Genomic DNA, 23,520 nt, shown 5'->3' with positions numbered 1-23,520 from the left:
GGCTTTCGCCTTCGGTGGTGCTGAAGCCGATGTGATGGAGGCGCCGCGCCCCGCCGCGCCCCAGCCGATGGGACAGGCCGCGGGCGCCGGGGTCGATCGTCTCGACGCCCTGGCCTCGCGTCCCAGGCCCGCCGCGCCGCAGCCCAAGGCCGCCGGTCCGGGCCCCAAGGCCACGCCGGGCTTCGAACAGCTGAAGAAGGCCCAGCAGGTCGCCGAGATCGTCCGCGAGCAGTCGGACTATTATCACGCCACGAAGACGACGATCTTCAACGCGCTGATGAACACCATCGACCTGGCCCAGCTGGCCCAGCTCGATCCGAAGACCGCCGCCGAGGAAATCCGCGACATCGTCGCCGAGCTGGTGGCGATCAAGAACGTCTCCATGTCGGTCGCCGAGCAGGAGCATCTGGTCCAGGACATCGTCAACGACGTCCTCGGCTACGGCCCGCTGGAGCCCCTGCTCAGCCGCGACGACATCGCCGACATCATGGTCAACGGCGCGGGCCGGGTGTTCATTGAAGTCGGCGGCAAGGTCCAGCTGACCAACGTCCGCTTCCGCGACAACGCCCAGCTGATGAACATCTGTCAGCGGATCGTGTCGCAGGTCGGCCGCCGCGTCGACGAAAGCTCCCCGATCTGCGACGCCCGTCTGCCGGACGGCTCGCGCGTCAACGTCATCGCCCCGCCGCTGGCCATCGACGGCCCGACGCTGACGATCCGGAAATTCAAGAAAGACAAGCTGACGATGAAGAACCTGGTGGAGTACGCCTCCATCAGTCCCGAGGGCGCGCGCGTGCTCGGCGTCATCGGCGCGTCGCGATGCAATCTGGTCATCTCGGGCGGTACGGGTTCGGGCAAGACGACCCTGCTGAACACCCTGACGGCCTTCATCGACCCGACCGAACGCGTCATCACCTGCGAGGACGCGGCCGAACTGCAGCTGCAGCAGCCGCACGTGGTCCGCCTCGAAACCCGCCCGCCGAACCTCGAGGGGCAGGGCCAGATCACCATGCGCGATCTGGTGAAGAACTGTCTGCGGATGCGTCCCGAGCGGATCATCGTCGGCGAGGTCCGCGGACCCGAGGCCTTCGACCTGCTGCAGGCCATGAACACCGGCCACGACGGCTCGATGGGCACCCTGCACGCCAACTCCCCGCGTGAAGCCATCAGCCGTATGGAATCGATGATCACCATGGGCGGCTACGGCCTGCCGTCCAAGACCATCCGCGAGATGATCGTCGGCTCCGTCGACGTGATCGTCCAGGCGGCCCGCCTGCGCGACGGTTCGCGCCGCATCACCCACATTACCGAGGTGGTCGGTCTGGAAGGCGACGTGATCGTCACCCAGGACCTGTTCGTCTACGAGATCACCGGCGAGGACGAGAACGGCAAGATCGTCGGCCGTCACCGCTCGACCGGCATCGCCCGCCCGCGTTTCTGGGACCGCGCCCGCTACTACGGACTGGAACGCGAACTGGCCGAAGCCCTGGACGCGGCGGAGTAACGCCGATGCTTCCGATCCTCGCCGCCGTTCTGGCTTTCATCACCATCGGGGGACTGGGCTGGGCCTTCGTCGGAGGCGGCGACTCCAGCGACGCCGCGATCAAGCGCGCCCAGACCTTCGGCGGTCCCCGTCAGAACTCGGCGGCCAGCAAGAAGGCGGCCGCCGCGGCCACGCCGGAACTCCGCCGCAAGCAGATCATGCAGCAGCTGCAGGAGGTCGAGAAGGCCGAGCGCAAGGCGCGGGTCAGCCTCGGCGCCAAGCTGAAGCAGGCGGGTCTGTCGACCACGGTCCAGACCTTCTGGATCATCAGCGCGGTGATGGGCGTCTTCGCCTTCCTGCTGCCGCTCCTGTTCGGGCTGAACATCCTCATCTGCGCCGGCGCCGCCGTGGTGTTCGGCCTGGGCCTGCCGCGCTGGTTCGTTGGCTTCCTCGGGAAGCGGCGGATGAAGAAGTTCTCGAGCTTCTTCGCCGACGCCGTCGACGTCATCGTGCGCGGCATCAAGTCGGGCCTGCCGGTCCACGACTGCTTCAAGATCATCGCCCGTGAAAGCCCTGCGCCGCTGGGGCCGGAGTTCCAGAAGCTGGTCGAGGGCATGGGCGTGGGCCTGACCCTGCCGCAGGCGCTGGACAAGATGTACGAGCGGATGCCGACGCCGGAGCTGAAATTCTTCTCCATCGTCATCGCCATCCAGCAGAAGACCGGCGGCAACCTGGCCGAGGCCCTGTCGAACCTGACGACCGTCCTGCGCGCGCGGAAGATGATGGGCGAGAAGATCAAGGCGCTGTCGTCGGAAGCCACCGCCTCGGCGGGGATTATCGGCTCCCTGCCGCCCGCGGTGATGATCCTCGTCAGCATCACGACCCCGGCCTACATGGCCAAACTCTTCACCGACCCCCGGGGCCAGTTCATGCTGCTGGTCGCGGTCTGCATGATGGGCTTCGGCATCTTCGTCATGAAGAAGATGATCTCGTTCAAGTTCTGAGGGCAGGCCATGGGACAGTTCATCGCCTTCTTCACCAACGTCCAGAACCTGCTGAGCCTCGGCGTCGGCGTGCTGGTGTTCGCCACCCTGGTGACCCTGATGGGCTCCTTCGGCAGCGGGGTGAAACTGGAAGGCCGCATGAAGGCCGTGGCCGTGCGCCGCGAGGAGCTGAAGCGCCGCTCCCGTCAGGCCATCGCCCAGGGCGGCGGGCAGAACGGGCTGCGCCACACCGACGAGGGCTTCAAGAAGCGTGTCGTTGAACGGCTGAACCTGACCCAGCTGCTGGAGGATCCCAAGGTCGCCGAGAAGATGGCGCAGGCCGGCTATCGCGGGCCCAAGCCGCTGACGACCTTCTACTTCTTCCGCTTCTCCATGCCGTTCATCTTTCTGGCGGTCGCGGTCTTCTACCTGTTCATCTTCAACGACTTCGGTCTGCCGGTGATGATGCGGGTGACCATGTGCATGGTCGCGGCGGTGATCGGCTTCTACGGTCCCAACATCTTTCTGGCGAACCGCATCTCCAAGCGGAAGACCTCGATCATGCAGGCCTTCCCCGACGCCCTCGACCTGCTGCTGATCTGCGTCGAGGCGGGCATGTCGATCGAATCGGCGATCCAGAAGGTCAGTCAGGAGATCGGCGGCTCGTCGATCGATCTGGCCGAGGAGTTGACCCTGCTGTCGGCCGAGCTCAGCTATCTGCCCGACCGCCGCATGGCCTACGAGGGTCTCGCCAAGCGGACCAACCACCCGGGCGTGAAGTCGGTCGCCACCGCCATGACCCAGGCCGAGACCTACGGCACGCCGCTGGGCGCCGCCCTGCGCACCATGGCCAAGGAAAACCGCGAGATGCGCCTGTCGGCCGCCGAGAAGAAGGCCGCCGCCCTTCCGGCCAAGCTGACCGTGCCGATGATCCTGTTCTTCCTGCCGGTGCTGTTCATCGTCATCCTGACGCCGGCGATCATCAGCATCCAGGACACGATGGCCAAGGGCGGTTGACCACGGTCAACCGCGAGGGGGCCAAGGGCGGCTGACCGCAGTCAGCCGAGCGCTTCCGCCGCCGTCTTCCAGGCTTCGGCCACGCCGTCGACGGCGTGGCGCAGGTGCTTGCGGTTCTTGTCGAAGAACATCTCGCCGCGCAGGCCGCTGAACAGGATGCCGTTGGCGGCGATGCAGCTGCCGGGCTCCAGTTCCTCGATCTCGAAATAGCGCATCGAGCGGAACCACAGGCCGCGGTTCTCCATCCACACCAGTTGCGCGTAGGGTTGCCATTCTCCGACGCGGCCGACGGCCTTGCGCTCGGGCAGGCCCTCGATGGCTTCGGTCAGTGTGATCTCGCCGCCGAAGGCGATGGTTCCGGCGACGCCGGTCTCGACCGGGTTCCAGTCATCCCACCCCGACAGGTTCGAGATGACCTCCCAGATGTGGTCGGTGGAGGCGCGAATGCCGATGCGCTTTTCGATCTTGGCGGTGTCCATGCCGCTGATCTGGCACGGCTTGCGAGGCCAGAAAAGGGCGCGTGTGGTCTCAGCGGTTGCCTTCCGGTCCCGGCTGGGAGGCGGGCGGGGTTTCGGGGGAGGGCGTCTCCTCCCGATCCGGCAGGTCGGGCGGCCCGGCGCGCAGGACGCCGCTGACGAAACACAGGGCCGTGGCCGCGCCCAGAAGCAGGGCGTTGGCGATGAACGGCGCGGGCTCCGACAGCTCGTACAGGGCCACGCCGATCACCGGCGGGGCGAGGAAGCTCAGGCCGGCCAGCGACATCATCAGGCCGGCGACGGCGCCCTGTTCCGCCCGGCCGACGGACAGGGACGATCCGGCGGTGAAGCCGGGGCGGGCGAAGCCGACGCCCATCGACACGACCGCATAGCCGACCACCACGCCGTAGTAGCCGGGCGAGGCGATGCTCAGCACATTGCCCGCCAGCGCCAGGGCCGCGCCCCACCGCATCAGATCGCGGGGCTCCAGCTTCAGCATGGGGATCAGGCCCCACTGGGCCAGCAGGGTCGCCGCCGCGCCCGCGAACATGGCCAGGGCGATGAACGGGTGGCTGGCCTCCTGCGCGGTGCCGGTCGCCGCCAGTTCGTCGATGATGTGGAAGCCAAGCACCGAGATGTTGATCGCCTGCGCCCCGGTGACCAGCAGGCCGTACAGCAGATAGTCCCGGACGCGCGGGTCCTTCCACAGGCCCTTGCCTGCATCGTCGCGACGTCCGCTGGCGGACGGGGTGCGGACCACGTCGCCGCTCGGCAGCTTGCGCCAGACCACGACGAGGGCGACCAGCCCCATGGCCGCGAAGGCGTACATCGGTCCGGCCAGTCCGACGATCGGCAGGACGAACAGCGGGGCCAGCGTCGGCCCGACCACCGTGCCCAGTCCTTGCGCGGAGGCCAGCATCGACATGGCCTGCGTCCGCTGTTCGGCGCTGGTCCGGTCCGCGACATAGGCTTGGGAGGCGATCGGGGCGGCCGACCCGAACACGCCGTAGATGGTCCGCGCGGTGGCCATCAGGGTGAAGGCGACGACGAAACCCAGCCAGCCTTCCAGTCCCGAGGTCGTGGCCAGGCCGAACCCGGTCATCGACAGGATGAAGCCGATCAGGCCGATCATCATCACCTTCTTGCGGCCCATGCGGTCCGACAGCCGCGCCCAGTAGGGCGAGGCCAGGGTCCACATCAGGGCCGAAATGGCGAAGGCGCCCGAGACCAGGCTGTCCCGCAGATGGAAGGTCCGCCCGATGTTGGGCAGCACCGACTGCAGGGCCATATTGCCCGCCGCCGCGATCAGGCTCACGGCGAACAGCATCGCGAAGGCGGGAGAGCGCAGGTTCACGGACGCAAGCCTAGGGCTTCGTCCGGGCCGGGTCACCCCCCGCCGACAAGCCGCATCGGCGGGGCGGGGCGGTCGATGTCCAGATCAAGGGCGGCGCGGACCTCGTCCATCGCCGCGCCGCGCGGCACCACCAGAAGCGGCGCGTGGGGCCGTCCGGCCCGCGCCGCGACCACGGCGTTCTTCGGGCAGACGTCGAAGCAGTCGGTCTCCATGACCACCACTCCGGCCTTGCGGCCCTTGCCGGCCTTCAGCGTCTTGCGCAGGGCCTTCTTCAGCGGACGGTCGCCGTCGGGCCCGAAGCCCTCGCCGTCCAGCTTCCGCTGGCATTTGCGGCAGACCAGGACCACGTCCCGCCAGTTCGTCTTCGCGCTTTTCAGGGGCATGGCTGACAAATCGAAAGACCGGTGGTCTTCTGCAAGGGCCCCTCGCGCCGCCACGGCGCCGCACCGACCGGAGACCGCCATGACCGTCCGCCGCCTGATCGCCGCCTCCTCGCTCGCGCTCGGCCTCGTTCTCGCGGCCGGTGAAGCCTGCGCCCAGGTGTCGCTCGCCCGCGTCGAGGCGGCGGTGGAGCAGGTCAATCCGCGCGTGGTCGCCTGGCGTCGGGACCTGCACGCCAATCCGGAGCTGGGCTTCGCCGAGACCCGCACCGCGGCGGTGGTGGCCGACCATCTGCGCTCGCTGGGGCTGGAGGTCCGGACCGGCGTCGGACGCACCGGGGTCGTCGGCATCCTGCGCGGCGGACGGCAGGGCCGCACGGTCGCCCTGCGCGCCGACATGGACGCCCTGCCGGTGCGCGAGGCCACGGGCCTGCCCTTCGCCTCGACCGCGACCGGGACCTACATGGGCAATGAGGTGCCGGTGGCCCACGCCTGCGGCCACGACGCCCACGTCGCCATGCTGATGGGCGCGGCCGAGGTGCTGGCCGGCATGAAGGATGACATTCCCGGCGTCATCGTCTTCATCTTCCAGCCGGCCGAGGAGGGCGCGCCTCCCGGCGAGCCCAAGGGCGGCGCGGCGCTGATGATCGAGGAAGGGGCGCTGCGCGACCCCCGGCCCGACGCCATCTTCGGCCTGCACGTGGTGCCGGGGCAGGCGGGGACCGTCTTCTACCGGCCGCGCGGCTTCATGGCCGCCTCGGACCGGATCGACATCGTCCTGCACGGCCGCCAGACCCACGGCGCCTGGCCGTGGAAGGGCGTCGACGTCATCGCGGCCTCGGCCGACGTGGTCCAGACGATCAACAGCCTGACCGCCCGCACCGTCGATCCGACCACGACGCCCACGGTCTTCACCATCGCCACGCTCGACGCGGGCGTGCGCTATAACATCATCCCGGACACGGCGACCCTGTCGGGCACCCTGCGCACCTTCGACATCGCCCAGCGCGACGATCTGGTCCGCCGGGCGGAGGTCGCCATCAGCAACGTCGCCGAGAACTACGGCGCGACGGCCGAGTTCTCGGTGCGCCAGAACGCGGCGCTGGTGTTCAACAATGAGGAGCTGTCCGCCTGGCTGGCGCCCGTCCTGACCGAGGCGGCGGGCGAGGGGAACGTCAATCCGGCCACCCCGCCGACGACCGTGGCCGAGGACTTCTCCTATCTGTCGCAGGAAGTGCCGGGCGTCTTCTACCATCTGGGCGGCACCGCGGACGGCGTCGATCCGGCGCAGGCTGCGCCCAACCACTCGCCGGCCTTCGACGTGAACGAAAAGGTGCTGCCGCTCGGGGTCAAAACCCATGTACTGAGCGCGCTTCGATTCCTTGAGCGCGAGTGAGGCGATGATCGTCCGACTGCACCCCGACGACCGCATGAGCCAGGCGGTCATCCATGGCGACACCATCTGGCTGGCCGGTCAGGTGGGCGAGCCGGGCGAGGACGTGGTCGCCCAGACCCGCACGGCCCTGACCGAGATCGACAGCCTTCTGGCCGAGGCGGGCAGTCACAAGTCGAAGATCCTATCGGCCACTGTCTGGCTGGCCGACATCGCCGACTTCGAAGCCATGAACAGCGTCTGGGACGCCTGGGTGGACCGGGACAATCCGCCCGCCCGCGCGACCGGGGAATCCCGTCTGGCCGCCCCGGAATACCGGGTCGAGATCATCGTCGTGGCGGCGCGCTGACATGAGCGACCAGAGCGAACTCGAACGTTTCCGGGCCCAGCGGGTGACGGCGATCTACCGCCTCGACCTGATCAGCAAGGGCGCGCAGATCCACTATGACGACGGCACGCCCGTCGACATGGCCTCGGAGAAGGCGCGGCTGGAAGAGGTGGTCGCCGACATGGACCGGCGCATCGCCCGGCTTGAAGGCAAGCTCCACTAGACCCGGGCGAAATAGGTCCGGATCACCCGCTCATAGGTCCCGGCCAGGGCCTCCAGCTCGGCGGTCGGCACCCGCTCGTCGATCTGGTGCATGGTCTGGCCGACCAGCCCCAGCTCCAGCACCGGGCACATGGCCCGGATGAAGCGGGCGTCCGAGGTGCCGCCGGTGGTCGAGGCCTCCGGGCGCACGCCCAGCTCGGCCTCCACCGCGTCCTGCACCGCCTCCACGAACACGCCCGCCTGCGTCAGGAAGGCGTCGCCCGAGTGCATGTGCTCGACCTCGATGCGCAGCCCGCTCTCGGCCTGGGCCTTGCCCGCCTCGGCGTTCAGCCAGGTCATCAGGCTTTCCCCCGTGTGCGAGGGATTGAAGCGGATGTTCAGTCGTCCGCGCGCCTCGGCCGGGATCAGGTTGGTCGCCGTGTTGCCGACATCCAGCGTGGTCAGTTCGAGGTTCGACGGCTGGAAGGCCTCATAGCCCTCGTCCAGCCGGTGCGCCGCCAGCGTCGCCGCCAGCTTGGCCAGCACCGGAACCGGATTGGCCGCGCGGTCCGGATAGGCCACGTGACCCTGTTTGCCGTGCACCGTGAACCATGTGTTCAGCGAGCCGCGACGGCCGATCTTGATCATGTCGCCCAGTCGCTGCTGCGACGACGGCTCGCCGACCACGCAGGCGTCGATCACCTCGCCCTCGGCCATCAGGGCCTCGACCACCTTCTTGGTGCCGTGCAGGGCGGGGCCTTCCTCGTCCCCGGTGATGAGGAAGCTGAGCGAGCCGGGCAGGTCGCCTTCCGCCAGCACCTTCGACACCGCCGCGACCCAGGCGGCGATCCCGCCCTTCATGTCCACGGCGCCGCGGCCGTACAGCACCCCGTCCTTCACCTCGGCCGCGAACGGCGCCGAGGACCAGGCCTCGGTCGAACCGGTCGGCACCACGTCCGTATGTCCCGCGAAGCAGAGGTTGGGCGAGGCCGTCCCGCGCCGCGCGTACAGGTTCTCGATCCGCGCATCGGCGCCCACCCCGTCCGGGTCGCCGAAGGCCAGCCGGCGGCAGCTGAAGCCCAGCGCCGTCAGCGTCCGCTCCAGCACATCCATCGCCCCTTCGTCCGCCGGAGTGACAGACGGGATCCGGATCAGGTCGCGGGTCAGTTCGACAGGATCGATAACGGGAGTTGATGCATGGCTCATGGTTCCTTGCTTTACGTGGTCCCGACGATGGGGAGAAGGTCAGGGTCATGCCGAAGATCGACATCGCCGCCGCGCCGACCGGACACGGCACCTCCTATCCGGAAGAATTCGCCGGCCCCTGCAAACCGCGCCGCCGCTGGCGACTGGGCGACGCGGCGGGCCTGACCCAGTTCGGCGTCAACCTGCTGCGCCTGCCCGCGGGCGCCTGGTCCAGCCATAGGCACTGGCACGCGAGCGAGGACGAGTTCGTCACCGTCCTGTCCGGCGAGGTGGTGCTGATCGAGGATGACGGCGAGACGGTCCTGCGCGCCGGTGATTGCGCGGGCTTCCCGGCGGGCGTACCGAACGGTCACAGGATCGAGAACCGGTCCGACAGCGAGGCCGTTCTGCTGGAAGTCGGCACGCGCTCCCCGACGACCGACGCCTGCGACTATCCAGATATCGACATGGTCCTGCCCGAGGGCGCGGACCGCTACTTCCACCGGGACGGCTCCCCCTACCCGAAATACGATCGACGCACGTGACTGTTGAAAGCCTAGACGCCGGCTCTCCCACGCCGCCCGTCCCGCCTCCGCCGCCCGAAGGCCCCGCCAGTCCCTGGGGCATCCGCGACTTCCGCCTGCTGTGGTTCGGCCGCGTGGTCGCGGTGCTGGGCATCCAGATCCAGTCGTCCGCCCTGTTGTGGCAGGTCTATGAGATCGCCCGTCGGGACCACCCGGTCGCCGAGGCCAGCCTGTATCTGGGCCTCGTCGGCCTGTGCCAATTCCTGCCGCTGCTGGCCTTCACCCTGCCCGCCGGAGCCATGGCCGACCGGCGCGACCGCAAGCGGACCGTCTGGATCTCCATCCTGGTCGAGGCCTCCTGCGCGGCGTCCTTCCTGATGATGGCGCTGCACGGCTCGCCGCCGCTCTGGGGTCTGCTGGCCGTCGCCGCCGTCTTCGGCGCCGCGCGCGCCTTCCTCGCCCCCGCCAGCCAGGCCTTCCTGCCCATGGTCGTCGGGCGAAAGGCCCTGCCGCCCGCCATCGCGGCCCAGTCCATCGCCTTCCAGACCGGCGCGATCGCCGGCCCGGCGCTGGGCGGGGTGATTGTCGGGGTGAACGTGCCGCTGGCCTATGCGGTCTCGCTGGGTCTGTTCCTGCTGGCCGTCGCCGCCTTCATCCTCATTCGCACCAGCGGCAAGCCCGCGATGGTCGAGACCAAGCTGTCGCCGCTGGAGTCGGTCAAGGAAGGTCTGGCCTACGTCTGGAAGACCAAGATCGTGCTCGGCGCCATCTCGCTGGACCTCGTGGTGGTCCTGCTGGCCGGGGTGGCCCTGCTGACCCCGATCTTCGCCCGGGACATTCTGCACGTCGGCGCCCTCGGCTTCGGCCTGCTGCGCGCCTCGTTCGGCGTCGGCGCCATGGCCGTGGCCATCTATCTGAGCCGCTTCCCCATCGTGCAGCACGGGGGGCGATGGATGTTCGCCGCCGTGGCCGTGTTCGGCCTGTGCACCCTGACCTTCGGCCTGTCGCGCAGCGTCTGGCTGTCCGGCCTGGCCCTGTTCCTCGGCGGCGCGGCGGACATGATCAGCGTCAACATCCGCCAGACCCTGATCCAGCTGGCCACCCCCGATCACATGCGCGGCCGGGTCAGCTCGGTGTCGATGCTGTTCATCGGCGCGTCCAACGAGCTCGGCGAGGCCTATTCCGGCCTGATGGTCCGCCTGCTCGGAGCCGTGGGCGCCGCCTGCTTCGGCGGCGTGGGCGCCTTGGCGGCCACGGGCCTGTGGGCCGCGATGTTCCCGGGGCTCAGGAAGGCGGACAAGCTGAGCTGAACCCGTCCTCCCCGTCGCGGTTCGCGATGGGGAGGTGGCTCGGCCGCATCGCGGACGAGACGGAGGGGGCGGCGCGGATGGAAAGGGATTGGCGGCCAGCTTTCAGAAGCCTGAGCCGCCCCCTCCGTCACGCTTCGTATCCGAAGCGCGACACCTCCCCATTCGCGACGCGAATGGGGAGGATCAGCCCCACGGCCTGAAGTGCTTGCTCAGCTTCAGCCCCTGCTTCTGATAATGGCTGCCGCCCTCGCCATAGAGGCGGCTGGGGCGCTCGGTCAGGGGCTCATAGACCAGCCGGGCGACGATCTGGCCGTGCTCCAGCAGGAAGGGGGTGTCGTGGGTGCGAACCTCCAGCACGCCCTTGGAGCCCGCGCCGTGCGCCTCGTCCGTGCCGAAGCCCGGGTCGAAGAAACCCGCATAGTGCACCCGGAACTCGCCCACCGACGGATCGATCGGGGTCATTTCGGCGGCCTGGTCGACCGGGATCTCCACGTCGTCCGACGACGCGAGAATGTAGAACTCGCCCGGATCCAGCAGCAGTTCGCCGCGACGCAGGGTCAGCGGCTCCCAGAAGTCGCGGGGGTCGTGGCCGTCGATATTGTCCAGATCGACCACCCCGGCGTGGCGGCGGCCGCGGAAGCCGACGATCTCGCCGGCCTGCAGGTCGACGCCGACCGAGCGGGTCTCCAGCTTCGGCGGCTCTCCGGCCTTCAGGCGCAGCTGGTTCAGGCGGGTGCCCGGGCGGACCAGGATGGAGAAGGTCTGCGGCGCGATCTCGAGATACAGCGGGCCCTCATAGCCCTCGTCCACATCGTCGAAGCTGCCGCCCCGGTCCGTCAGCAGGCGGACGAAGACATCCACCCGGCCGGTCGAGCTCTTCGGGTTGGCGCGGGCGATCAGGCCCTTGGGCAGGCTCAGCCGCTCCTGCAGCTTCGCGATATAGACGCAGCCCTTCTCCAGCACATAGCCGGCGGACAGGTCGATGGCGTGCATGGCCACGTCGGCGATGCGGTCCTCGACCTTGCGCTGGCCGGGCAGGAAGGAGGCGCGCACGCGCCAGGCGGTGGCGGACAGGCGCAGGTCCAGGCTGGCCGGCTGCACCTGATCGGCGTCGAACGGGGTTTCGGTTGAGATCGCGCCACCGGCGATCAGGGCTTCGATCGACTGGGCCGGAAGGATGCCGGGACGGGGATAGCTCAGGGTCATGCCTATCGCTTACACGAATTTGCGGCCTGTCTCTCTCGCTCCATTCCGGGCGGCGGGCAAGGCCTCGCTTGACGCAGGGGTGCGTTCCGGGACCATTGCCCCATGCACGACACTCCCGCCTACGAAGCCGAGACAGACGGAATCGTGGTCCGCGTCCGGCCCAGCTATCTGGCGGGCCAGTCGGATCCGGAGGGCGGGCGCTGGGTCTGGGCCTATCAGGTCGAGATCGTGAACCTGTCCGCCTCGCCGGTGCAGCTGGTCGCCCGCCGATGGACGATCACCGACGCGCGTGGCCATGTGGAAGAGGTGCGCGGGCCCGGCGTGGTCGGCGAGAAGCCGACGATCCAGCCGGGCGACAGCTATTCCTACGCCTCGGGCTGCCCCCTGGGCGCCCCGTCCGGCTCCATGGTCGGCGTCTATTCCATGGTCGACGATCTGGGCCGCATGTTCGAGGTCGCCATCCCCGCCTTCAGCCTCGACGTCCCGGGCGAGAGACGCGTGCTGAACTAGCTCTGGCGGTGGCGGGCCCTTGGGCAGGCGCCGGGGCGACTAACCACTTGCGTGACGGATGTTGGGAGTTCGCGCCGGCGGCAATGCCTGCCGGCAGGAGGTGAGGGGCTGCGTCAACCCGGATAACCGCAGCCCCCGCCCCCGGCGTCGTCGCCGCGGCGGGCGGCGTCAACGCGGACGGCGGCCCCTCTAGGGGCCATCTGTGACAGCCGTATGGCTGGATAAAGAAAAGGCGGCCCGCCGGGTGGAGCGGGACCGCCTTGGCAGGTCAGGACGACCTAGATGTAGCGACGCAGGCTGCGGGCCAGTTCGGAGGCGCCGTCCTTGCCGCCCTTGCGGACCTGCGGCTGGTAGGCGACGCGGGCGTGCTCGACGCAGTAGACGCCTTCCGACGAGCGGCGACCGCAGAAGCTGAACTCGGTCGAGGACGGGTCGCCGATCGGCCATTTGCACATGTGGGCGCCCAGGGTCATGACCGTGGCGGTGCCCGGCAGATCCGGGATCGGGGCGGGCGTCGGGGCGACCGGCGCGACGGGGCGCGGCTGGGCGGCCTCGATGCGGCGCGGGGCCGACGGCGCCTGGGTCGGCTGCGGGGCCGGACGCGGACGGGTCGGGCGGAAGGTGGCGCGCGCCGGCTGCGACGGGGCCGCGCGGCCCGACAGGCCCAGACGGTGCACCTTGCCGATCACGGCGTTGCGGGTCACGCCGCCGCCCAGCTGTTTGGCGATCTGGCTCGCCGACTGGCCTTCCAGCCACAGCTTCTTCAGCGCGCCGACGCGATCTTCGGTCCAGCCTGCGGTCATGTTCGCCCTCCGGGGATTCAACATATGGGGTCGGTATGTCCCTCCAGTGGGGCCGACCTACTCCTAATCGTAAACCACCCCTTAAAACGCGCAATATGTGGGAATTGGTCCGTCCACAGGAACCATATCTGGTATGGTTAAAATGGTCTCACGGCTGGGACCGTGAGGGCGGGTGCTTGGTGGTTGGTGACGGGTTCGCCGCCGCCGGGAGGGCGCAGGCTTGGTGAAACGCCGCACCGGGGCCAGCCACACACCAATCACCAACCACCAATCACCCCTTCCCGCCGCCCTGCCCCTTGCGCACGCGCGCTTCCCGCCGCATCTCCGCCCCCATGACCGATCTCGCCTCCACGCGCCCGTCCGGGCTTCCGCAGCCGCGCCGCTATGACGGCGTCAATTGGGAGGGGGTGAAGACCCTCTATCTCAAGGAGGTGCGGCGCTTCTGGAAGGTCGGGGCCCAGACCGTGGCCGCGCCGGTGGTGACGACCCTGCTCTACATGCTGGTCTTCGTGGTCGCGCTGAAGGACTCGCGCGAGCCCATCGACGGCACGCCCTTCGCCGAGTTCGTGGCGCCGGGCCTGATCATGATGGCCATCCTGAACAACGCCTTCGCCAATGCCTCGTCCAGCCTGATCCAGGCCAAGATCATGGGCACCTCGACGGACTTCCTGACTCCGCCGCTCAGCCCGCTGGAGCTGACCATCGGCTTCTCGCTGGGCGCCGCCACCCGCGGCATCGCCGTCGGCCTGGTCACCGCGATCTGCGTGATGCCGTTTGCGAAGCTGGGGGTGACCAATGCCCTGACCATCGTCTGGTTCGCCCTGACCGCATCGCTGCTGATGGGCATGCTCGGCGTCTTCGCGGGTCTCTGGGCCGAGAAATTCGACCAGCTGGCGGCGGTCCAGAACTTCCTGATCATGCCGATGACCTTCCTGTCGGGCACCTTCTACCTGGTCGACAACCTGCCCGAGCCCTTCGCCATCATCAGCCACTTCAACCCGGTCTTCTATCTGATCGACGGCTTCCGCTCGGGCTTCATCGGCCACGCCGAGGGCAATCTCTGGATCGGCGTCGTGATGAGCGCGGTGCTGACCCTGGTCATGTCCTGGGCCTGCTGGGCGGTGTTCAAATCGGGCTGGCGCCTGAAGAGCTGAGCCGGTCGCCGGTCGCTCCGGCTCCGTAGCGGGAGCCGGTGTTGACTAACCCCGGTTCGCGGCCGACAAGACCGGACACTTTTATCGGCTCCGCCGCGCCCGCGGCGGGGCCTTCCGCTTTTTGGAGGTTCAGTCCGTGTCCCAGGAACATCTGATGGGTGTCTACAACCGCGCGCCGCTGGAAGTGGAGCGTGGTCTGGGCGCGCGTCTGTGGTCGACGGACGGCACGGAGTATCTGGACTGCGTCGCGGGCATCTCGACCAACGGCCTCGGCCACGCCCACCCGAAGCTGGTCGCCGCCGTGACCGAGCAGGCCCAGAAGCTCTGGCACGTCTCCAATATCTTCCGCATTCCGGGCCAGGAGGCCCTGGCGGACGCTCTGTGCGAGAAGTCGTTCGCCGACGTCGTCTTCTTCACCAACTCGGGCACGGAAGCCGTCGAGTGCGCGCTGAAGACCGCCCGCAAGCATCACGTCGCCAACGGCCAGCCCGAGCGGATCGACATCTACGGCTTCGACGGCTCGTTCCACGGCCGGACCTACGGCGCGATCAACGCCGCCGCCAACCCCTCCTACACCGAAGGCTTCGGCCCGAAGATGGAAGGCTTCCACCAGCTGATCTGGGGCGACAAGGAGGCTCTCGAGGCCGCCTTCCGCAACCCGACCACGGCGGCGATCATCCTTGAGCCGGTGCAGGGCGAGGGCGGCTGCCGCGCCACGCCGGACGAGGACCTGCGCTGGATGCGCGCTCTGGCCGACGAGACCGGCGTCCTCATCATCTTCGACGAAGTCCAGTGCGGCATGGGCCGGACCGGCAAGCTGTGGGCCCACGAATGGGCCGGCATGACCCCGGACATCATGGCCATCGCCAAGGCCCTGGGCGGCGGCTTCCCCATCGGCGCCTGCCTGGCCACCGCCAATGCGGCCAAGGGCATGACCGTGGGCGTCCACGGCTCGACCTTCGGCGGCAACCCGCTGGCCATGGCCGTCGGTCAGGCCGCCTTCTCGGAACTGTCGGCGCCGGAGACCCTGGCCCACGTCAACGAGGTCGCCGGCTATCTGAAGCAGCAACTGCACGGCCTGCAGCAGCGCTTCCCGGACGTCATTGTCGACGTGCGCGGCAAGGGCCTGCTGATCGGCGTGAAGCTGGTCCCCAACAACCGCGAATTCATGGGCTGGGCCCGCGACGAGCAGCAGCTGCTGGTCGCCGGCGGCGGCGACAACTGCGTGCGCATCCTGCCGCCGCTGGTGCTGACGCTGGACGAGGCCCGCGAGGCCGTCGAACGCTTCGAGAAGACCTGCGAGTTCGCGCGGACCAAACTGGCCTGAGGCCCTGACAGATCTGGAGGGCCCGATGGTCCGTCACTTCCTCGATATCTACCGGCTCGAAGCGGACGAGCTGCGCGCCATCCTTGACGACGCCCACGCCCGTAAGCAGGCCCGCAAGGGCTGGCCGCAAGGGCGCGCCGACGCCGACGCTCCGGCGAAGGATCGCGTGCTGGCCATGGTGTTCGAGAAGAACTCGACCCGCACCCGCTTCAGCTTCGACGCCGCCATCCGCCAGCTCGGCGGCTCGGGCATCATCGCCAACGCCGGCGACATGCAGCTGGGTCGCGGCGAGCCGGTCGAGGACACCGCCAAGGTGCTGTCGCGCATGGTCGATGCGGTCATGATCCGCGCCAACAACCATGAGGATGTCGAGCGCTTCGCCCGCGTCGCCACCGTGCCGGTCATCAACGGCCTGACCGACCGCTCGCACCCGTGCCAGATCCTGGCCGACCTGCTGACCATCGAGGAGCATCTCGGGCCGGTGGCGGGCAAGACGATCGCCTGGGTCGGCGACGGCAACAATGTCTGCCACAGCTTCATGCACGCGGCGCCCAAGTTCGGCTTCCGCCTGCAGGTCGCCTGTCCGGCGGAGTATCACCCCGACCTGCACGACCTCGCCCGCGGCGGCGACCATGTCGTCCTGACCTCGGATCCGCGCGAGGCCGTCGCCGGCGCCGACGTCGTGGTCACCGACACCTGGGTGTCGATGGGCGATCAGGACTACGAAGCCCGTCTGGAGGCCTTCGACGGCTACGGCGTCGACGACGCCCTGATGTCGCTGGCCAATGACGACGCGGTCTTCCTGCACTGCCTGCCCGCCCACCGCGGGGAAGAGGTGACGGACTCGGTCATCGACGGTCCGAAGTCGCTGGTCTGGGACGAGGCGGAAAACCGCATCCACGCCCAGAAGGCGGTGCTGGCCTGGTGCTTCGCGGGCCAGGGCTGATCCTCTTTAAGGGGTGTCCGCAAGGGCCGAGAGACGGCGGCCTTCTTCGCTATCCAGCAGGGCCAGATCTTGCACATCGACGCCCGACGGCGTGCGGCGAGCGAGGACGACCAGTTCTGAACCCATCAGCGCATCCCGAAGGCGTTCGGCGTACCAGGCGCGTCCGGCGCAGCTCTGAATGATGACCTGCGAAATGTCGCCTCCGTCGGTCGCTGTTGAAATGGGCTCAGCCGTCCATTCCTGCCGGGACCAGGTGGCGTCGACATGGTCTGGCGCCTCGCCAAGGAGACGGTTGCTGACCCGCAAGTCTGCTCCGGCCTGATGGGTGTCCATCCCCCAACGTTCGTTCAGGGTCGCTGTGAACACGATGCGTTCGGCGTGCGGGGGCAGGGCGGGCGGCTTGGGCGGGGCGCTGAAGCGGCATGCATCGACGGGCGACGCAGCGACGATAGCGGCAGTGAAGGTCGCGCAGGCCAAGGCAAACTTCATTGCAACCTCCGGGCTAGGACGAAGTCTATCGCGCATTGGAGGACGCGCGCGCCTTCAAATCTGACGATGACGGCCTTAGCGCTCCACCCTGTCCCGCTCCAGACGCTCCAGCAGCAGGCGGCCCTGGGCGCTGTCCAGCAGGGCGATCTGGCGGATGTCGGGCGCCGCGCTGTCTGGCTGGATGCCGGTGGCCACCACCTGCGCGCCGACCGGCAGGGCCAGCAGGTCGCGGCCCTCAAGCCGCAGCGGTCCGCAGGTCGTGATGACGATGTCGGTGACCGGCGCGGACAGGCTGATCCGCGCGGGCGCCTCACCCTCCAGGACCCGCGACACGGACAGGGTCACGGAGGCGGTCTCGACGCCGTCCGGCCCCGAGGTCTGCGCGCGGGCCTCAACGGTGGCGATCACGCCGACCTTGGGCGTGGCGGCCTCGGTTCGCGCGGCTTCGGACGGAATACGGCACGCCAACGCCGGCGAGGCGGCGCACAGGACGGCGGCGACGGCGGGGAGCAGCAGGACCGATTTCATGACAGCCTCCGGGGAAGGAAGCCTCACCGTCTCACGCCCGCGTCGCCACCGCCGCCGTCGGAACCTGACGAAATCCTACTGCAGGTTCACGTCCGCGACGCCGCCCGCATCCGGGGTGGTCCTGGTGATATTGGCCTTCGCCACCTCATAGGCGAATTTGAAGAAGCCGCCCTCGTTGACCCAGACCCGCCCATCATCGGCGTCGAAGCGCAGGATGGTCAGGCGCGGATCGTCCTTGCCGTCCGGATACCAGGCGGCCAGCACCGGGTTCCAGTAGCGGTCGATGATCTGACGGTCCTGCCCGTGCACCGACAGGTCGCCGTGGATGCAGGCCCAGACGTTCTGGTCCTTCGAGCCGTAGTGGAACATGGCGCTCTGTCCGCCGGGCAGGGCGGCGTCCTTGGCCAGGTCGGTGTCGTTGCGGGTGAAGAACCAGATCGTCCCGGTCTCCTCCTCGCGGAAGGCGGTCATCGGCTGGGCGTGATAGCCGGGCTGGTCGAGGCCCAGCAGGCCGGTATTGGACTTCTTCAGGCTGTCCCAGAAATGCTGTTCGGCCTCGGCGGCGGTCAGGGTCTTGTCACCCATGGACGTCTCTCCTGTGATCGGGGTCGATCACGGAAGCGTCGGGCGTCCGGGCGGTTCCGAAATCAGAACTGGCGCTGCGGCACGCCCAGCAGGGCGCCGACGTGGATCAGCAGGACCATCACCGCCGCGCCGCCCAGAACCATGATGAAGCGCCACGGCGCCATTCGCACCTTCTGGCTCGGGTCCCACGGACAGGCGCCGCGCCAGCCGGCGAAGACGGTGATCGCCAGGGCGACGGCGGTCAGGATCAGGGTCAGGCGCATGTCCATCCGCGCCACGTGGACCGTGTGCGGGGCCGTTGCAAGGGGGTGGGAGTCCTTGCCGAGAAGTTAATCTTCACGGGGCGTTAACCACGTTCGGGCCATCCATACGGTCGGTGTTCGGTCTTTCCACAGGAAGCTGTGGGCGGCCCTACATCTTGGGGTTAACCGTGCGTTTACACCCTTGATCTGGCGCACTAGCGTCCGAGTCAAAGGTCGGGAGGCGAATCAGTGAGCGCAGCCGCGCCGTGGAGCGTGAAGGGGATAGACCCCAAGGCTCGCGAGATCGCCAAGGACCTCGCGCGTCGCTCCGGCATGACGCTCGGCGAGTGGCTGAACTCGATGATCATGGAGGATGGCGAGGAGGACGAGGGCTATACGACCCTGCCGCGCCGCCCGCACGCCGCCGACATCTTCGAACGCCGTGGCCGCAGCCGCCGTCTGGATGACGCCTACGGCGCCGGCGAGGACGTGATCCAGCGCCTCAGCGCCTCGGTCGACGCCATCGCCGCGCGTCTGGAAGCCGCCGAGCGCCGCTCGACCGTCGCCGTCCAGGGCATCGACCAGGCCGTCGCCGGTCTGGTGCGTCGCCTCGAGGCTTCGGATCAGGACGGCCGCCAGCACGGCCGCCGCATCGACGACATCGCCGAGGAGTTGCGCGAGGGTCATCGTCGCCTGCGCAAGTTCGAGAACGAGGTCGGCCCGAAGACCACCGAGACCTTCGGCAAGGTCGAGACCGGACTGGGGGCCCTGGCGGGCCGCCTCTACGACATCGAGGAACGTCAGCGCAGCGGGGTCAACGAACTGCGCCAGCGCATGGACGCGGTCGAGAAGCTGGCCGGTCCCGGCGCGGGCTCGGACCTGCTGGGCCAGGTCGGCGCCCGTCTGGACCAGGCGCAGGCCCGCACGACCGAGGCCCTGCGCGGCCTCGAACGCTCCTTCGCCCATCTGGACCAGCGCCTCCGCGCGGCCGAGACCCGGGTCGAGCCCGAGGGCGCCCGCGAGGCCGCCCGCTTCGAGAAGCTGGCCGAGACCCTCGCCCGGCAGGTGGACGCCAACCGCGCCGAGATGATGCGCCGCCTCGACACGGCGGAAACCGGCAACCGCATGGACCGCATCGAGCGGGCCGTGCAGGCGCTGGGCGAACAGCTCAAGACCTCCGAGACCCGCTCCGCCGGCGCCGTCGAGGCCATGGGCCGCGAGGTCCTGCGCATCGCCGAGAACCTCAACGGCCGGGTCGGCCGCATCGAGGCCGACGCCTCCACCCGCTTCGAGAAGCTGGGCGAGGCCCTGACCCGCAAGGTCGAGGGCGACATGGGCCGTCTGGCGCAAGGGCTGGAGCAGCGCCTCACCGCCGCCGACGACCGCCACGCCCTCGCCATCGAGAAGCTGGGCGGCGAGATCACCCGCATCTCGGACCGCCTCAGCGAACGCATCGCCCAGTCCGAGCGCCGCTCGCAGCAGGCGCTGGACGACATCGGCCGCCGTCTGGCCGACAGCTCGACCCGCATCGAGCAGCGCTACGACCGCGCCTCCGGCGAGCTGGCCGAGCGCATGCGCCTGTCGGAAGAGCGCACCGCCGCCCTGATCGCCGAGGCCCGTGAGAACATCGAGCGCCGCGCCGAGGCTGCGAAGCCCGAGCCGGTCGAGGCTCCGGCGCCAGACGCCCAGCCCGACTGGCGCGCCGCCGCCTTCCCGGACGCGGCCTTCCCCGACGCGCCCTTCCAGGGGCAGACCTTCGACGATCCCGATCCGGTCTACACCGAGCAGCAGGCCTGGTCGGCCGATCTCGCGCCGCCGGAACCGGAGTTCGCCCCGGAGCCGGTGCTCGCCGAAACCGTCGACACCCATGAAGTCCTGACCGCCGACGCCGTGTTCGACGCCGTCATGCGCGGTCCGCGCACTGCGCCGGAGCCGTCGTCGGCCCCGTTCGGCAGCCGCGAAGCTGTCACCGAGCCCTTCGCCTCATTCGAGGACGAGCTCGAGACCCCGCTGACGCCGGTCTTCACCACCCCGCCCGCGGCGACCGCCTCGGCTCCGTTCGGTCACAGCTTCGGCGGCGCCGACGTGTCGGACGCCCTGGCGGCGACCGCGCCCGAAGCCTTCGACGCCGGGCCCGACGACTTCGCGGGCGAGACCGACTTCGTCGATCCGCGGGCCCTGCGCGCCGCCGCGGCCCAGGGACGCGCCGCCAACTCGACCCGTCAGGCCATCGACGCGGCCCGCGCCGCCATGTCCGAAGGCGAGGAAGCCCCCGCCCGCACCGGCTTCGGCCTGAAGCGGGGCGGCAAGTCGCGTCTGCAGGAGCGGCTGGACAAACAGGCCTCGAAACAGGGCGGCACGGTTCGCAAGGCGCTGGGCGCCTCGGCGGTGGCCGTGGTCCTGACCGCCACCGGCGCCGTCGCCTTCAGCGAGCTGACCGACGCGGGCGTCCACATCCCGGGCCTGCCGGGCGCCGAGCCCGCAGCCCCGGTCGCGGCCCTGGCCGCCACCCCGGTCGAGGCCTCGCCCGCCGACCGCGCCCGCGCCGCTGACCTGTACCAGCAGGCCATCATCAAGCTGGACGCGGACGACGTCGCCGGTCTGGAGAGCCTGCGCGAGGCGGCCGAGCTCGGCTACGCCCCGGCCCAGGTCTATATCGCCACCCTGTACGAGACCGGCCAGAAGGGCCTGCCGGTCGACCTGCCCAAGGCGCGGGCCTGGACCCAGCGGGCGGCCAACGCCGGCAATCCCCGGGCCATGTTCGCCTACGGCATGCACCTGTTCCAGGGCACCGGCGGATCGCAGAACATCGACGAGGGCATGCTCTGGCTGACCAAGGCCGCCGAAGCCGGCGTGGTCGACAGCCAGTTCAACCTCGGCCAGCTGTACGAGACCGGCGAGGGCGGGGTCCGCATCGATCCGGTCGACGCCTACAAATGGTACCTGATCGCCTCGCGCGCCGGAGACACCGACGCCCGCGACGCCGTCGACCGGCTGCGCACGGTGCTGTCGGTGGCGGATCGCGGCAAGGCCCGCGCCGACGCCGACCGCTTCACGGTTGAACCGATCAGCTGACGCGATCTTCCGCCTTTTGAGCGCATCGGGTTGCACCGGCGGCCCGGGGCGTTCAGGACAGTTTCACCGTCGCCTTTCGGGCGTTTGACCTCAGTTCCAGCCGAAGGCGCGTCCTTTGGATATCTATCTGCCGATCGCCGAGGTTTCGGTGAACTGGCCGCTCCTGGTTCTGCTGGGCGCGACGGTCGGCTTCGTGTCCGGACTGTTCGGCATCGGCGGGGGCTTCCTGATGGCCCCCATCCTGATCTTCCTCGGCATCCCGCCCTCGGTGGCGGTCGCCAGCCAGGCCAGCCACGTCGTCGCCTCCTCGACCTCGGGGGTGATCCACTACACCTCGCAGAAGCAGGTCGATTACCGGATCGGCGGGATCATGGCCCTGGGCGGGGTGCTGGGCGCCTTCGCGGGCGTCGAGATGTTCCGCTACCTGCGCCTGCTGGGGCAGGCGGATCTGGTCGTGGCCCTGTCCTACCTGCTCTTCCTCGGCTCCATCGGCGCCCTGATGCTGCACGAGAGCCTGGGCCAGATCCTGCGCCGGGTCCGCGGCGAGGTCGTCCCGCACAAGGAACGCCGCCGTCCGCTGTGGCTGTACGGCCTGCCCCTGCGCATGAAATTCCCACGCTCGGGCCTCTACATCAGCGCCATCCCGCCGTTCGCCCTGGGGGCCTTCGTCGGTATCCTGTCGGCCATCATGGGGGTCGGCGGCGGCTTCATCCTGGTGCCGGCCATGCTCTACGTCCTGCGGATGAAGGCCAGCGTGGTCGTCGGCACCAGCCTGTTCCAGATCATCATCACCACCGCCATCACCACGGTGCTCCAGTCGGGCCGCAACCAGACGGTGGACATCGTCCTGTCGACCATCCTGCTGCTGGGCGGCGTGGTCGGCGCCCAGTACGGTGCCCGTCTGTCGGGCCGCTTCCGCGCCGAGGAGCTGCGGGCGGTGCTGGCCATCATCGTCCTGCTGGTCGGCATCTACATGGGGCTGGAGCTGTTCGTCCGGCCCAGCGACCTGTTCAGCTTTGCCCCGGGGGTCGCGCAATGATGCAGCTTCCCCCGCCGCCGCCCGCCGTCGAGGCGCCCGCGCCGGAACGGTCCGTCGGCACCACCGAACAGGTCCGTGTCGCCGCCGCCATGACCGACGCCCGGGTCATGGTCGACTCCAGCTTCCGCGGCGCCTCCATCGTCCTGTACGGCGCGGTGTTCAATCCGACCGACACCCCCGCCGACGTGGTGGTCGTGGTGCGCGGTCCCGACGGCCCGGTCCGTCTGGTCAAGAAGACCCGCAACATGGGCGTCTGGCTGAACAGCCGCCCGGTCCTGTTCGAGGGCGCGCCCGGCTTCTACATGACGGCCTCGACGCGGCCGCTCAGCGACATCGCCGACTTCGGCCAGCTCCGCCGTCTGGGCGTCGGCGTCGACCACCTGCGCATCGCCGCGCCGGAGGAGAGCCGCACCGTCACCCGCTACGGCGTCCGAGACGTGGTCGTCAGCCGGATCGGCGAGGACTATCTCGACTACCGTCGCGCGGTGATCCGCCTGCGCGAGGCGGCGGCCCTGTACAACAGCGACCCCGAGGGGGTTCAGTTCGTCGACCGCGGCCTGTTCCGCGCGGAGGTCGAGCTGCCCGCCGTCGCCCCCACCGGCCAGTATTTCGCCGAGGTCTGGCTGTTCCAGGACGGCGAGCCGGTCTCGGTCAGCAACCTGACCCTGACCGTCGAGAAGGTCGGCATCGAGCGCGACATCTTCGAGTTCGCCCACCGCCGCCCGTGGACCTACGGCGTCCTCTGCGTGATCCTGGCCATGTTCACCGGCTGGGCGGCCAGCCGGATCTTCAGGCGGAACTGATGCGCCGCCTCTCCTCCCCGTCGCGATCCGCGATGGGGGGCTCGGCGGCGATCAGCCGACGAGACGGAGGGGGCGGCGCGGATGGAAAGGGATTGGCGGCCAGCTTTCAGAAGCCTGAGCCGCCCCCTCCGTCACGCTTCGTATCCGAAGCGCGACACCTCCCCATTCGCAACGCGAAC

At 69.3% G+C, this 23,520-nt stretch carries 25 protein-coding genes; 15 read left to right on the top strand and 10 right to left on the bottom strand.

Annotated features, from left to right (window positions below; all coding sequences use genetic code 11):
• Positions 1–34 precede the first annotated feature (34 nt).
• The 3 genes from VGE03_RS02580 to VGE03_RS02570 are packed head-to-tail and all read left to right on the top strand — an operon-like array spanning position 35 to position 3,483.
• The gene (locus tag VGE03_RS02580) at positions 35–1,504 is read left to right on the top strand and encodes a CpaF family protein (protein WP_414644872.1); all 1,470 of its coding nucleotides are present in this window, start codon (positions 35–37) and stop codon (positions 1,502–1,504) included.
• Between the two features lie 5 nt (positions 1,505–1,509).
• Complete coding sequence (locus VGE03_RS02575) at positions 1,510–2,487, top strand: type II secretion system F family protein (RefSeq protein WP_331044906.1); 978 nt, start codon at positions 1,510–1,512, stop codon at positions 2,485–2,487.
• 9 nt (positions 2,488–2,496) lie between these two features.
• A complete protein-coding gene (locus VGE03_RS02570; RefSeq protein ID WP_331044905.1) occupies positions 2,497–3,483 on the top strand; it encodes a type II secretion system F family protein in 987 nt (328 codons plus the stop codon).
• A 41-nt stretch (positions 3,484–3,524) separates the two neighbouring features.
• Here VGE03_RS02570 and VGE03_RS02565 read toward each other — a convergent pair whose 3' ends face one another.
• Genes VGE03_RS02565 through VGE03_RS02555 form a run of 3 tightly spaced genes read right to left on the bottom strand, consistent with a single transcriptional unit; the run spans position 3,525 to position 5,696 of the window.
• Entirely contained in the window at positions 3,525–3,962 is a 438-nt protein-coding gene (locus tag VGE03_RS02565; RefSeq protein WP_331044904.1) for an SRPBCC domain-containing protein, read from the bottom strand.
• Between the two features lie 49 nt (positions 3,963–4,011).
• Positions 4,012–5,313 carry an MFS transporter gene (locus tag VGE03_RS02560; RefSeq protein WP_331044903.1) on the bottom strand — a complete coding sequence of 434 codons (1,302 nt, stop codon included), beginning with the start codon at positions 5,311–5,313 and terminating at the stop codon, positions 4,012–4,014.
• 32 nt (positions 5,314–5,345) lie between these two features.
• A complete protein-coding gene (locus VGE03_RS02555) occupies positions 5,346–5,696 on the bottom strand; it encodes a hypothetical protein (RefSeq protein WP_331044902.1) in 351 nt (116 codons plus the stop codon).
• 79 nt (positions 5,697–5,775) lie between these two features.
• On the opposite strand from VGE03_RS02555, the gene VGE03_RS02550 reads away from it, so the two are divergent.
• The 3 genes from VGE03_RS02550 to VGE03_RS02540 are packed head-to-tail and all read left to right on the top strand — an operon-like array spanning position 5,776 to position 7,637.
• On the top strand, positions 5,776–7,089 hold the full coding sequence (locus VGE03_RS02550; RefSeq protein WP_331044901.1) for an amidohydrolase: 1,314 nt from the start codon (positions 5,776–5,778) through the stop codon (positions 7,087–7,089).
• A 4-nt stretch (positions 7,090–7,093) separates the two neighbouring features.
• Positions 7,094–7,435, top strand: a complete 342-nt coding sequence (locus VGE03_RS02545) for a RidA family protein (protein WP_331044900.1) — start codon at positions 7,094–7,096, stop codon at positions 7,433–7,435.
• Between the two features lies 1 nt (position 7,436).
• The gene (locus VGE03_RS02540) at positions 7,437–7,637 is read left to right on the top strand and encodes a hypothetical protein (protein ID WP_331044899.1); all 201 of its coding nucleotides are present in this window, start codon (positions 7,437–7,439) and stop codon (positions 7,635–7,637) included.
• Here the strand turns inward: VGE03_RS02540 and dapE are convergent.
• Positions 7,634–8,821, bottom strand: a complete 1,188-nt coding sequence (gene dapE, locus VGE03_RS02535) for a succinyl-diaminopimelate desuccinylase (RefSeq protein WP_331044898.1) — start codon at positions 8,819–8,821, stop codon at positions 7,634–7,636. The two genes, VGE03_RS02540 and dapE, sit on opposite strands and share 4 nt — an antisense overlap.
• 47 nt (positions 8,822–8,868) lie before the next feature.
• On the opposite strand from dapE, the gene VGE03_RS02530 reads away from it, so the two are divergent.
• Together VGE03_RS02530 and VGE03_RS02525 are read left to right on the top strand one after the other, a co-directional pair.
• Entirely contained in the window at positions 8,869–9,345 is a 477-nt protein-coding gene (locus VGE03_RS02530) for a cupin domain-containing protein (RefSeq protein ID WP_331044897.1), read from the top strand.
• On the top strand, positions 9,342–10,634 hold the full coding sequence (locus VGE03_RS02525) for an MFS transporter (RefSeq protein WP_331044896.1): 1,293 nt from the start codon (positions 9,342–9,344) through the stop codon (positions 10,632–10,634). The genes VGE03_RS02530 and VGE03_RS02525 overlap by 4 nt, the downstream gene beginning before the upstream one ends.
• Before the next feature lie 183 nt (positions 10,635–10,817).
• Here the strand turns inward: VGE03_RS02525 and VGE03_RS02520 are convergent, their stop codons facing one another.
• On the bottom strand, positions 10,818–11,840 hold the full coding sequence (locus tag VGE03_RS02520; RefSeq protein WP_331044895.1) for a 2'-deoxycytidine 5'-triphosphate deaminase: 1,023 nt from the start codon (positions 11,838–11,840) through the stop codon (positions 10,818–10,820).
• A gap of 102 nt (positions 11,841–11,942) precedes the next feature.
• Here VGE03_RS02520 and apaG point away from each other — a divergent pair, with 102 nt between their 5' ends.
• Positions 11,943–12,350 (top strand): Co2+/Mg2+ efflux protein ApaG, encoded by a 408-nt coding sequence (gene apaG / locus VGE03_RS02515; protein WP_331044894.1) that lies wholly within the window; start codon positions 11,943–11,945, stop codon positions 12,348–12,350.
• A 278-nt stretch (positions 12,351–12,628) separates the two neighbouring features.
• Here the strand turns inward: apaG and VGE03_RS02510 are convergent, their stop codons facing one another.
• A complete protein-coding gene (locus VGE03_RS02510; protein ID WP_331044893.1) occupies positions 12,629–13,153 on the bottom strand; it encodes a GcrA family cell cycle regulator in 525 nt (174 codons plus the stop codon).
• Positions 13,154–13,485: 332 nt separating this feature from the next.
• Here VGE03_RS02510 and VGE03_RS02505 point away from each other — a divergent pair, with 332 nt between their 5' ends.
• The 3 genes from VGE03_RS02505 (at position 13,486) to argF (ending at position 16,580) form a co-directional block, all read left to right on the top strand.
• Complete coding sequence (locus VGE03_RS02505) at positions 13,486–14,307, top strand: ABC transporter permease (RefSeq protein ID WP_331044892.1); 822 nt, start codon at positions 13,486–13,488, stop codon at positions 14,305–14,307.
• A gap of 154 nt (positions 14,308–14,461) precedes the next feature.
• Entirely contained in the window at positions 14,462–15,634 is a 1,173-nt protein-coding gene (locus VGE03_RS02500) for an aspartate aminotransferase family protein (protein ID WP_331044944.1), read from the top strand.
• Between the two features lie 25 nt (positions 15,635–15,659).
• Positions 15,660–16,580, top strand: coding sequence for an ornithine carbamoyltransferase (argF, locus tag VGE03_RS02495; RefSeq protein ID WP_331044891.1), 921 nt, complete (start codon positions 15,660–15,662; stop codon positions 16,578–16,580).
• A 6-nt stretch (positions 16,581–16,586) separates the two neighbouring features.
• On the opposite strand, the gene VGE03_RS02490 is transcribed toward argF, so the two are convergent.
• The 4 genes from VGE03_RS02490 to VGE03_RS02475 form a co-directional block, all read right to left on the bottom strand.
• A complete protein-coding gene (locus VGE03_RS02490) occupies positions 16,587–17,069 on the bottom strand; it encodes a hypothetical protein (RefSeq protein ID WP_331044890.1) in 483 nt (160 codons plus the stop codon).
• A gap of 75 nt (positions 17,070–17,144) precedes the next feature.
• Positions 17,145–17,597 (bottom strand): hypothetical protein, encoded by a 453-nt coding sequence (locus VGE03_RS02485; protein ID WP_331044889.1) that lies wholly within the window; start codon positions 17,595–17,597, stop codon positions 17,145–17,147.
• Positions 17,598–17,672: 75 nt separating this feature from the next.
• Positions 17,673–18,182, bottom strand: coding sequence for a pyridoxamine 5'-phosphate oxidase family protein (locus tag VGE03_RS02480; protein ID WP_331044888.1), 510 nt, complete (start codon positions 18,180–18,182; stop codon positions 17,673–17,675).
• Positions 18,183–18,244: 62 nt separating this feature from the next.
• The gene (locus VGE03_RS02475; RefSeq protein ID WP_331044887.1) at positions 18,245–18,445 is read right to left on the bottom strand and encodes a hypothetical protein; all 201 of its coding nucleotides are present in this window, start codon (positions 18,443–18,445) and stop codon (positions 18,245–18,247) included.
• 228 nt (positions 18,446–18,673) lie between these two features.
• On the opposite strand from VGE03_RS02475, the gene VGE03_RS02470 reads away from it, so the two are divergent.
• The 3 genes from VGE03_RS02470 to VGE03_RS02460 all read left to right on the top strand — a co-directional run bounded on the left by VGE03_RS02470 (position 18,674) and on the right by VGE03_RS02460 (position 23,341).
• Positions 18,674–21,499, top strand: coding sequence for a hypothetical protein (locus VGE03_RS02470; protein ID WP_331044886.1), 2,826 nt, complete (start codon positions 18,674–18,676; stop codon positions 21,497–21,499).
• 115 nt (positions 21,500–21,614) lie between these two features.
• On the top strand, positions 21,615–22,538 hold the full coding sequence (locus VGE03_RS02465) for a sulfite exporter TauE/SafE family protein (RefSeq protein WP_331044885.1): 924 nt from the start codon (positions 21,615–21,617) through the stop codon (positions 22,536–22,538).
• Positions 22,535–23,341 (top strand): TIGR02186 family protein, encoded by an 807-nt coding sequence (locus tag VGE03_RS02460; RefSeq protein ID WP_331044884.1) that lies wholly within the window; start codon positions 22,535–22,537, stop codon positions 23,339–23,341. Before VGE03_RS02465 ends, VGE03_RS02460 begins: the two co-directional genes overlap by 4 nt.
• Positions 23,342–23,520 lie beyond the last annotated feature (179 nt).

The sequence above is a fragment of the Brevundimonas sp. genome, from assembly GCF_036400995.1.
In the GTDB taxonomy this organism is placed as follows: Bacteria; Pseudomonadota; Alphaproteobacteria; order Caulobacterales; family Caulobacteraceae; genus Brevundimonas.
This window is presented reverse-complemented; position numbering and strand designations above follow the sequence as displayed.

Bases quoted from the DNA above. Each gene is read 5' to 3' on its own strand.
- VGE03_RS02580 (WP_414644872.1), top strand. From the start codon at position 35: ATGGAGGCGCCGCGCCCCGCCGCGCCCCAGCCGATGGGACAGGCCGCG.
- VGE03_RS02575 (WP_331044906.1), top strand. From the start codon at position 1,510: ATGCTTCCGATCCTCGCCGCCGTTCTGGCTTTCATCACCATCGGGGGA.
- VGE03_RS02570 (WP_331044905.1), top strand. From the start codon at position 2,497: ATGGGACAGTTCATCGCCTTCTTCACCAACGTCCAGAACCTGCTGAGC.
- VGE03_RS02565 (WP_331044904.1), bottom strand. From the start codon at position 3,962: ATGGACACCGCCAAGATCGAAAAGCGCATCGGCATTCGCGCCTCCACC.
- VGE03_RS02555 (WP_331044902.1), bottom strand. From the start codon at position 5,696: ATGCCCCTGAAAAGCGCGAAGACGAACTGGCGGGACGTGGTCCTGGTC.
- VGE03_RS02550 (WP_331044901.1), top strand. From the start codon at position 5,776: ATGACCGTCCGCCGCCTGATCGCCGCCTCCTCGCTCGCGCTCGGCCTC.
- VGE03_RS02545 (WP_331044900.1), top strand. From the start codon at position 7,094: ATGATCGTCCGACTGCACCCCGACGACCGCATGAGCCAGGCGGTCATC.
- VGE03_RS02540 (WP_331044899.1), top strand. From the start codon at position 7,437: ATGAGCGACCAGAGCGAACTCGAACGTTTCCGGGCCCAGCGGGTGACG.
- dapE (WP_331044898.1), bottom strand. From the start codon at position 8,821: ATGAGCCATGCATCAACTCCCGTTATCGATCCTGTCGAACTGACCCGC.
- VGE03_RS02530 (WP_331044897.1), top strand. From the start codon at position 8,869: ATGCCGAAGATCGACATCGCCGCCGCGCCGACCGGACACGGCACCTCC.
- VGE03_RS02520 (WP_331044895.1), bottom strand. From the start codon at position 11,840: ATGACCCTGAGCTATCCCCGTCCCGGCATCCTTCCGGCCCAGTCGATC.
- apaG (WP_331044894.1), top strand. From the start codon at position 11,943: ATGCACGACACTCCCGCCTACGAAGCCGAGACAGACGGAATCGTGGTC.
- VGE03_RS02510 (WP_331044893.1), bottom strand. From the start codon at position 13,153: ATGACCGCAGGCTGGACCGAAGATCGCGTCGGCGCGCTGAAGAAGCTG.
- VGE03_RS02505 (WP_331044892.1), top strand. From the start codon at position 13,486: ATGACCGATCTCGCCTCCACGCGCCCGTCCGGGCTTCCGCAGCCGCGC.
- VGE03_RS02500 (WP_331044944.1), top strand. From the start codon at position 14,462: ATGGGTGTCTACAACCGCGCGCCGCTGGAAGTGGAGCGTGGTCTGGGC.
- argF (WP_331044891.1), top strand. From the start codon at position 15,660: ATGGTCCGTCACTTCCTCGATATCTACCGGCTCGAAGCGGACGAGCTG.
- VGE03_RS02490 (WP_331044890.1), bottom strand. From the start codon at position 17,069: ATGAAGTTTGCCTTGGCCTGCGCGACCTTCACTGCCGCTATCGTCGCT.
- VGE03_RS02485 (WP_331044889.1), bottom strand. From the start codon at position 17,597: ATGAAATCGGTCCTGCTGCTCCCCGCCGTCGCCGCCGTCCTGTGCGCC.
- VGE03_RS02480 (WP_331044888.1), bottom strand. From the start codon at position 18,182: ATGGGTGACAAGACCCTGACCGCCGCCGAGGCCGAACAGCATTTCTGG.
- VGE03_RS02475 (WP_331044887.1), bottom strand. From the start codon at position 18,445: ATGCGCCTGACCCTGATCCTGACCGCCGTCGCCCTGGCGATCACCGTC.
- VGE03_RS02460 (WP_331044884.1), top strand. From the start codon at position 22,535: ATGATGCAGCTTCCCCCGCCGCCGCCCGCCGTCGAGGCGCCCGCGCCG.